Source organism: Microcystis sp. M049S2 (genome assembly GCF_020245625.1).
Classification (GTDB): domain Bacteria; phylum Cyanobacteriota; class Cyanobacteriia; order Cyanobacteriales; family Microcystaceae; genus Microcystis; species Microcystis ichthyoblabe_A.
This window is the reverse complement of record NZ_JADBUN010000034.1, coordinates 1-7,131: the sequence shown is the minus strand read 5'-3', so window position 1 is coordinate 7,131 and position 7,131 is coordinate 1. Positions and strand designations below refer to the sequence as shown.

Below are 7,131 nucleotides of genomic sequence, written 5' to 3'. Positions count from 1 at the left end.
TATTTCGGATACTTTCATCAAGATACAGAAATCGCAGACGGCGATTTGGTCTGAGATTGAATTTGATTGCTGGTATCTACAATTACGAACTTCGTTACCGACAAAAGGATATATCTTGATTACTTTTGCAAGAGATCTAATTTATAACCGTGTGCGCTGGCCAGAGTTTAAAGCGCAGATTCCCGATTACCTCGCCACCCTCGCCCCCGGCTATCCGAAAAACCTAGGGGATATTATCGCCCTTGCCGAAACGAATCCCTTTTACGTACAGTATCCCGGCCGTCTGAACCTATTTAGAACCGAACAGGCGAGTGTTTCCCTCACCGATCCTGATTACCTCGACGCATTGACCAACGGCCGGGCGCTCGTGCGGAATACGACCTTGAATCTCTTCACGGGCAATGCTCTCGACGCGATTATCTATCCCACTTCCTCCTGTCCGCCCGCCCCGCTCCCCGGATTAACCGATCCGACCTACCTTTGTACCACCCGTCCCTCGGCCACGAATATCGCCAATATCGCTGGATTGCCCGATATTCAGGTTCCGGCGGGTTTTACCCCCGATAATCTGCCCGTGACGATCTCGTTCCTCGGAACCGATTACAGTGAGCCGAAGTTACTGGGATACGCCTACGCCTTCGAGCAGGCGACGAACGCGCGTCGTCCTTCGAGTCTGTTCGCTCCTCTCCCCGGCGAGACGATCACCGTCCCCGAACCTAGTGTCGCACTCGCGCTGGGAACCTTCGGGCTGCTTGCAGTCCAGTTAAAACGCGCTTCCGTTGTCAGAAAGCGGGATTAATCTTTGTACTTGTCTTTTTTTAGCTCTTTTGGGAGACTATAGCCATGTTAGGAAAAATGAAGCCGATGTTCGTCGTCGCTCTCGCTGGGACGGCTGCTCTGGGAACCTTTACCCGACCAGCGGAGGCGTTGACCTTCCAACTAGAGGAAGCGACGATAGCCGAAATTAACGCCGCTTTCGATGCAGGGTTAACCTCGCGGCAGTTAGTAAGCTGTTAAGCATTTAAATTGCTTGTTGAGACGAGGCAAGAGGCAAGAGGCAAGAGGCAACAGTAAAGGGATTGGGGGAGATTCGGCTAATCTTAAGAATAAGTGCTTTAAATGCGTCTTAGCTTACAGCTTTATCTCAACCGCATCGCCGCTTACGAGGATGGTGGGACGAAACTCAACTCAATCACTACGGTTAACCCGCAGGCTCTCGATATCGCCGAAGCACTCGATATCGAGCGTCGATTACAGGGACCCCGAAGCCCTCTCCACGGGATTCCGATCCTCTTGAAAGACAATATCGATACCTTCGATTTGCCCACTTCTAACGGCTCGGTAATTCTACAAAACGCGCTCCCGCCAGACGACGCTTTTATTACCAAAGCGCTCCGGGATGCGGGCGCGATTATTCTTGGTAAAGCGGCGATGGGAGAGTTCGCCGGGGGAAGCTATAACACGATCGACGGGCAGACGCTCAACCCCTATAGTTTCAAACGCAATACTGGGGGATCGAGTAGCGGTTCCGGGGCGGCCGTGGCTGCGAACTTAACCGTTCTGGCGATCGGCACGGATACCAGTACCTCGGTACGCGGACCTGCGTCTTTCAACGGCATTGTCGGTTTGCGCCCCACCACGGGACTGATCAGCCGCGACGGCATCGCACCGAAAAACCTCACTTTCGATACTGCGGGGCCGATGGCACGCACCGTGACCGATATGGCACTTCTCCTCAACGTTATCGCTGGAGTCGATCCCGCCGATCCGCTCACCCTCGACAGTCAGGGTAAAATCCCCGCCGACTATACCGATTTTCTCGTTCAGGGTTCCCTACAAGGAGCGCGCATCGGGGGGGTTCGGGATTTCTTCGGTGGCAACCCGGAAATCGACGCGCTTGCGGAGGCGGCGATCGATAAACTCGCAGAACTAGGCGCGGTAATCATCGATCCGGTTAATTTTACCGCCGATTACCTGAATTTCTATGTCCGCAATGGGGGTACCAACATTCGTCGGATCGCCGATTATCGCTTTAAAGAGGATTGGGAAGCCTACCTTGCCACTTTCACCGATCCGAGTATTCCCAAAACCGTGGCCGAATTTATCAACATTTACGAAACGGTGGTCAATAGTTCGGCCCTGCCCGTGGAAAATAGCGTTCTCGACCTTTTACGGCGCTCTCTAACCACGTCCACGAGCGATCTGGCTTATATCAACTTGATCGATAACCTTCTACCGGAAGCGACGCGGATACAATTGGCTCTTTTCGATGCCTTCGATCTCGACGCGATGGTTTTCCCGTACCAGAGCAATTTCGCCTCGCCGATTAGAAACCCTGTTTATTCGGTTAGCGATCCGACGTTCCAACCCTATCCGGGGATTCCTAGCCCAGCGACGATAGCGGGTTATGCTTCTGTCGGGTTTCCCGGTATCGTCGTGCCGATGGGCTTCGGCTCGGCGGGACTTCCCACGGCGATCTCGTTCTTCGGAAAACCCTACGACGAGGGCAAGCTGATCTCTTACGCCTACGATTACGAACAGGCTACCCTACTCCGTAGTCCCTCCCCTTTAACGCCGCCGCTACCGGGCGAAACGATTACTGTTCCCGAACCCAGTGTCGTGCTGGGATTAGGAACGCTGGCTCTAGCGAGCTTCCGTTTAAAACGTAAACTTTCTGACTGAGGGTCGCAGGGTTCGATAACTTCCCGCCGGGGTTGGTTCATTATTCCCGTCTCCGCGGCGATCATTTACAGGTCGAGCGCGAATAAAAACATGGCTCGGGAAAAATAATCTCCCCTAGCTCCGAAGTGGCGAGAGGGAATGGACATCAATATAAACGATGTCCATTTTTCCTTAAGAAGCGACGGAGAGGCTATAAGAGCGAACGCCCTTATTTAGCTTTATTCGAGGTGTATCACACCCGTAATTTTCGGGGTGAACTTACCCTTGCACTCACCGTTCCCTTAATTTTTTAAGGGAAGGTTTTTAAAATTCGCTGCAACCCTTATTATGTATGCTGTTTAGCAAATAAGACGACCAGAAGCACTCAAATTAGCGATCGCTGATTAATCGAATCAAACCCTGATCATAGCAAATCTGCTAGTGTGATTAACTCACAAGTTATGGATTGTTTCTCCCCTCTCCCTTCTTCCCCTCTCTCTTAAAAAAATTTTCCCAGAAGTGCTTGACATAACCCTAATGATGAAGCTACAATCAGAATTGTCGCAAAAATGGGATTGTAGTTCAATTGGTTAGAGCACCGCCCTGTCACGGCGGAAGTTGCGGGTTCGAGCCCCGTCAATCCCGTAAAAATCTAGATTAGAGTCGCCCAAGGCTGGTTATGCTGTGGGCAGTAGAATAAATAAAGAGGATCCTACTGCCTAGATTGGTTCTAATTTACCGATAAACCGGCATTAGCTTGAGTATAATCGGGTAATTCAATCTTTACCGGTTGTACCCGCCAGATTTCCTCGCAGTATTCCCGAATTGATCGATCGCTAGAGAATTTACCCATGCGGGCCACATTAAGAATTGCTAAACGACTCCAATGTTCTTGCTCTTTATAAGCGTGACCGACTCCTTCCTGACAATCGATATAGGACTGATAATCAGCCAGTAACATATAGGGATCATTGTAGATAAGATTATCCACAAGCGGGCGGAATAAACTACTATCACCCCGGCTAAAAAATCCCGAACCAATGAGGTCTAATACTGCCCGCAATTCTTCGTTATGGTAATAGTATTCTTGGGGATTATAACCGGCGGCTTTCTTAGCATAAACCTCCTCGGTTGTCAAGCCAAAAAGAAAGAAATTTTCCGCCCCCACCTCTTCACGAATTTCGATATTTGCCCCATCGAGAGTGCCGATAGTTAAGGCCCCATTCATGGAAAATTTCATATTACCGGTTCCAGAAGCTTCTTTCCCAGCCGTGGAAATTTGTTCGGACAAGTCGGCAGCTGGATAAACCCGTTGACCGAAGGTGACATTATAATCGGGGAGGAAAACCACTTTTAACCGTCCTCCAATTGTCGGATCATTATCGATAACTTCTGCCACAGAATTAATCAATTTAATGATTAATTTCGCCATAAAATAACCCGGGGCTGCCTTCCCACCGAAAATAAAGGTACGGGGGGTAATATCGAGATTGGGATTATTTTTGAGGCGATGATAGAGAGTGACGATATGTAAGACGTTGAGATGTTGCCGTTTATATTCGTGAATGCGTTTTACCTGCACATCAAAGAGGGTACTAGGATCAACTTTAATGCCGACTTTTTTATCGATATAATTGGCTAAATCTGCCTTAATATCGTATTTAATTCGTCGCCAATAGTCCCGAAATCCTCCATCATCCACATAGTTTTCTAACCCGCGTAAATCCTCCAGATGCTTAATCCAATTTTCGCCGATTTTTTCGGTAATCGCAAAAGTCAAGCGGGGATTACTAGAAACTATCCAGCGCCGGGGAGTAACTCCATTGGTTTTGTTGCTAAACTTTTCGGGAAAGAGTTCATAGAAGTCGCGCAGAACATCTTTTTTCAGTAATTCTGTATGGAGGGCTGCCACCCCATTAATTGCCTGGGAACCCACACAGGCGAGATGAGCCATACGGACGTATTTTTCGCCGCTTTCATCGATTATAGATAAACGGGACATTTTGCCGTCATCCTGGGGATAAATAATGCGAATTTTATCCAAGAAACGATGGTTAATTTCATAGATAATTTCCATTAATCGGGGGAAAAGACGACCAAAAATACTCAAAGGCCATTTTTCTAAAGCTTCTGGCAAAAGAGTATGATTGGTATAGGCGAAGGTATTTTGAGTAATAAACCAAGCTTTATCCCAATCGAAATGATGCACGTCAATTAACAATCGCATTAACTCAGCTACCCCGACAGAAGGGTGAGTATCATTCAATTGTACCGACCATTTTTGATGAAAATTATTGAGACTGGGGTTCTCATGTAAGTGAATACGAATCATATCCTGTAGGGAACAGGAAACAAAGAAATATTGCTGTTCTAAACGTAGTTCTTTGCCTTGAATTGGTTCATCGTTAGGATAGAGAACTTTACTGATATTTTCCGAGTGAACTTTATTATCTACCGCACCATAATAATCGCCGCGATTAAAGCGACCAAAATCAAAAGATTCACAAGCTTCTGATTTCCAGAGACGCATGGTATTAGCGGTGTTAACTCGATAGCCGAGAATTGGGGTATCGTAGGGAATTCCTTTGACTACATAATCGGGAATCCAACGACTGCGATAATTACCATTTTCGTCGGTATAGGATTCGGTATAACCGCCAAATTTTACCTCTACCGATGATTCTGGTCGGGCAATTTCCCAGGGATTTCCATACTGTAACCACTTATCGGTTATTTCCACCTGCCAACCGTCGTGAATTTCTTGATCAAAGATACCAAATTCGTAGCGAATACCGTAACCAATAGCCGGAATTTCTAGGGTAGAAAGGGAATCCAGATAACAGGCAGCTAAACGACCTAAACCACCATTTCCTAACCCCGGTTCTTCTTCCTGGGCAATTAATTCTTCTAGTTTTAATCCCGATTCGCTTACAGCTTTCTCGACTTGTTCGTAGATGCCGAGATTAATTAAATTATTGGCCAAATGGGGACCGACTAAAAATTCGGCCGAGAGATAACAAACGGTTCTGACATCTTTTTTTAGATAGGTTTGTTGGGTGGTTAACCAACGCTGCAATAAACGATCGCGTATGGTATAGGCTAGGGCCATATAAAGATCGTTTTTGCTGGCTAATTCCGGTAATTTACCTTGAATATAGAGTAAATTATCCCTTAAAGCTCGTCGGATAGTTTCTGTGTCTAATCCTGTTCTGTCGTCTTCGATGATAATCGGACAAACAAAAGTTGTGTCTGGAGATGGATCCATAGGAGTGTTTTTACTGAAGATTGACTGCTCTTAGTCTAAGATAACCCGACCCAAAATTATATCAAGAAAAGCTTAAATCTTGACTAAGATTTAAGGTATAGTAATAATAAAGTTAAGGTGATTAAATTTCAGTTACCGATAGGAAGCGAAAACAGGGGAAAGTTTGAGCAATGGGTGCTTTTGTGACGGGTGGAACAGGTTTTATCGGGGCGATAATCTTGGGAAAATCGCCCTCTATACCCCTTGATGGCGTGAAAATGTCAAAACATTCCATATACTAAGATTCCTCGAAGGCAGTGCAAGAAACTGGGCTTACCGCAATCGCCGATTAGACAAGCTTTAGCTGATGCTATCAATTGGTTTCAAACCCATGGAGACATTACCTATTAAGACTGAGTAGGAAAGGAAAAAGATAGTCTCAATTGTGCTGAGATGCTTAAGTAGTTAGGTGTTAAAAGTTGTCAGACACCCCCCTTATCAAGGTAGTAGGGTTGATTCATGAATCAACCCTACTATGAATCAACCCTAGGGGCAGGGGGGATCAGACGCAAAATCTATTTAATAACTCATCTAGGAAAACCTGTTCTTGCTAAAATAACTCCAATTTTAAGCGCAATCATCCCCCCAAAAACACTGCCCAACCAGTAAATTAAACCGAAAGTTAAGTTTCCCTGCTCTAAAAACTTGTTAACCTCCAAACTATAGGTGGAAAAAGTTGTATAGGAACCACAAAAACCCGTGACAAGCATCAATCCTAATTCTGGGGCAATTATGCGAATATTTTCCTTAACCAGAGTAAAAATATAGGCAATAATTAAACAGCCAGAAAGATTAACAAAAAATGTCCCCAAAAATTGCCATTCTTGACCGAAGATACTTGTAATTAATTCTCCGATATAAAAACGACTCAAAGCCCCAAAAATAGCCCCAATCGCCACGAATAAACCATAACGTCCCCTGAAAAAATTCATGCTGTCTGTCCTGCCCTTAAATAGTCAATAAATTGGAGAATTAAGTAGCTAGTTATAATTAAATTAAAAATGGATTTTAGGTTCGATCCCCCCTGCCCCCCTTAATAAGCTATCCCTTATAGGGATCTTTCTTAACAATTTTTGCAGTAAGCACTCCAACCCTTATCCTGACTTGATTTCAGTTTTTTCTTTGTCAGTAAGGGTGTCAACAAGGAATATTACAAATTGTTAACC

Annotated in this window: 5 protein-coding genes, 1 tRNA gene and 2 pseudogenes; 6 read left to right on the top strand and 2 right to left on the bottom strand. The window is 45.8% G+C overall.

The window, feature by feature from the left end; all coding sequences use genetic code 11:
• The 5 genes and pseudogenes from IM496_RS02735 to IM496_RS02715 all read left to right on the top strand — a co-directional run.
• A pseudogene (locus IM496_RS02735) lies at positions 1-119 on the top strand (IS5 family transposase); the annotation flags it as partial.
• A 32-nt stretch (positions 120-151) separates the two neighbouring features.
• Positions 152-799 carry an amidase family protein gene (locus IM496_RS02730; RefSeq protein WP_353737622.1) on the top strand — a complete coding sequence of 216 codons (648 nt, stop codon included), beginning with the start codon at positions 152-154 and terminating at the stop codon, positions 797-799.
• A 44-nt stretch (positions 800-843) separates the two neighbouring features.
• Entirely contained in the window at positions 844-1,017 is a 174-nt protein-coding gene (locus tag IM496_RS02725; RefSeq protein WP_287661174.1) for a hypothetical protein, read from the top strand.
• Positions 1,018-1,119: 102 nt separating this feature from the next.
• Positions 1,120-2,682, top strand: coding sequence for an amidase family protein (locus IM496_RS02720; protein WP_287661172.1), 1,563 nt, complete (start codon positions 1,120-1,122; stop codon positions 2,680-2,682).
• A 550-nt stretch (positions 2,683-3,232) separates the two neighbouring features.
• A tRNA-Asp gene (locus tag IM496_RS02715) sits at positions 3,233-3,306 on the top strand.
• Positions 3,307-3,391: 85 nt separating this feature from the next.
• On the opposite strand, the gene IM496_RS02710 is transcribed toward IM496_RS02715, so the two are convergent.
• Positions 3,392-5,926 (bottom strand): glycogen/starch/alpha-glucan phosphorylase, encoded by a 2,535-nt coding sequence (locus tag IM496_RS02710; RefSeq protein ID WP_287661170.1) that lies wholly within the window; start codon positions 5,924-5,926, stop codon positions 3,392-3,394.
• Positions 5,927-6,141: 215 nt separating this feature from the next.
• Between IM496_RS02710 and IM496_RS02705 the strand changes: the two are divergent.
• Positions 6,142-6,316 (top strand): annotated as a pseudogene (locus IM496_RS02705) (hopanoid-associated sugar epimerase); the annotation flags it as partial.
• Between the two features lie 176 nt (positions 6,317-6,492).
• Here IM496_RS02705 and crcB read toward each other — a convergent pair.
• A complete protein-coding gene (crcB, locus tag IM496_RS02700; protein ID WP_287661169.1) occupies positions 6,493-6,897 on the bottom strand; it encodes a fluoride efflux transporter CrcB in 405 nt (134 codons plus the stop codon).
• Between the last annotated feature and the right edge of the window lie 234 nt (positions 6,898-7,131).

Bases quoted from the DNA above. Each gene is read 5' to 3' on its own strand.
- IM496_RS02710 (WP_287661170.1), bottom strand. From the start codon at position 5,926: ATGGATCCATCTCCAGACACAACTTTTGTTTGTCCGATTATCATCGAA.
- crcB (WP_287661169.1), bottom strand. From the start codon at position 6,897: ATGAATTTTTTCAGGGGACGTTATGGTTTATTCGTGGCGATTGGGGCT.
- IM496_RS02725 (WP_287661174.1), top strand. From the start codon at position 844: ATGTTAGGAAAAATGAAGCCGATGTTCGTCGTCGCTCTCGCTGGGACG.
- IM496_RS02720 (WP_287661172.1), top strand. From the start codon at position 1,120: ATGCGTCTTAGCTTACAGCTTTATCTCAACCGCATCGCCGCTTACGAG.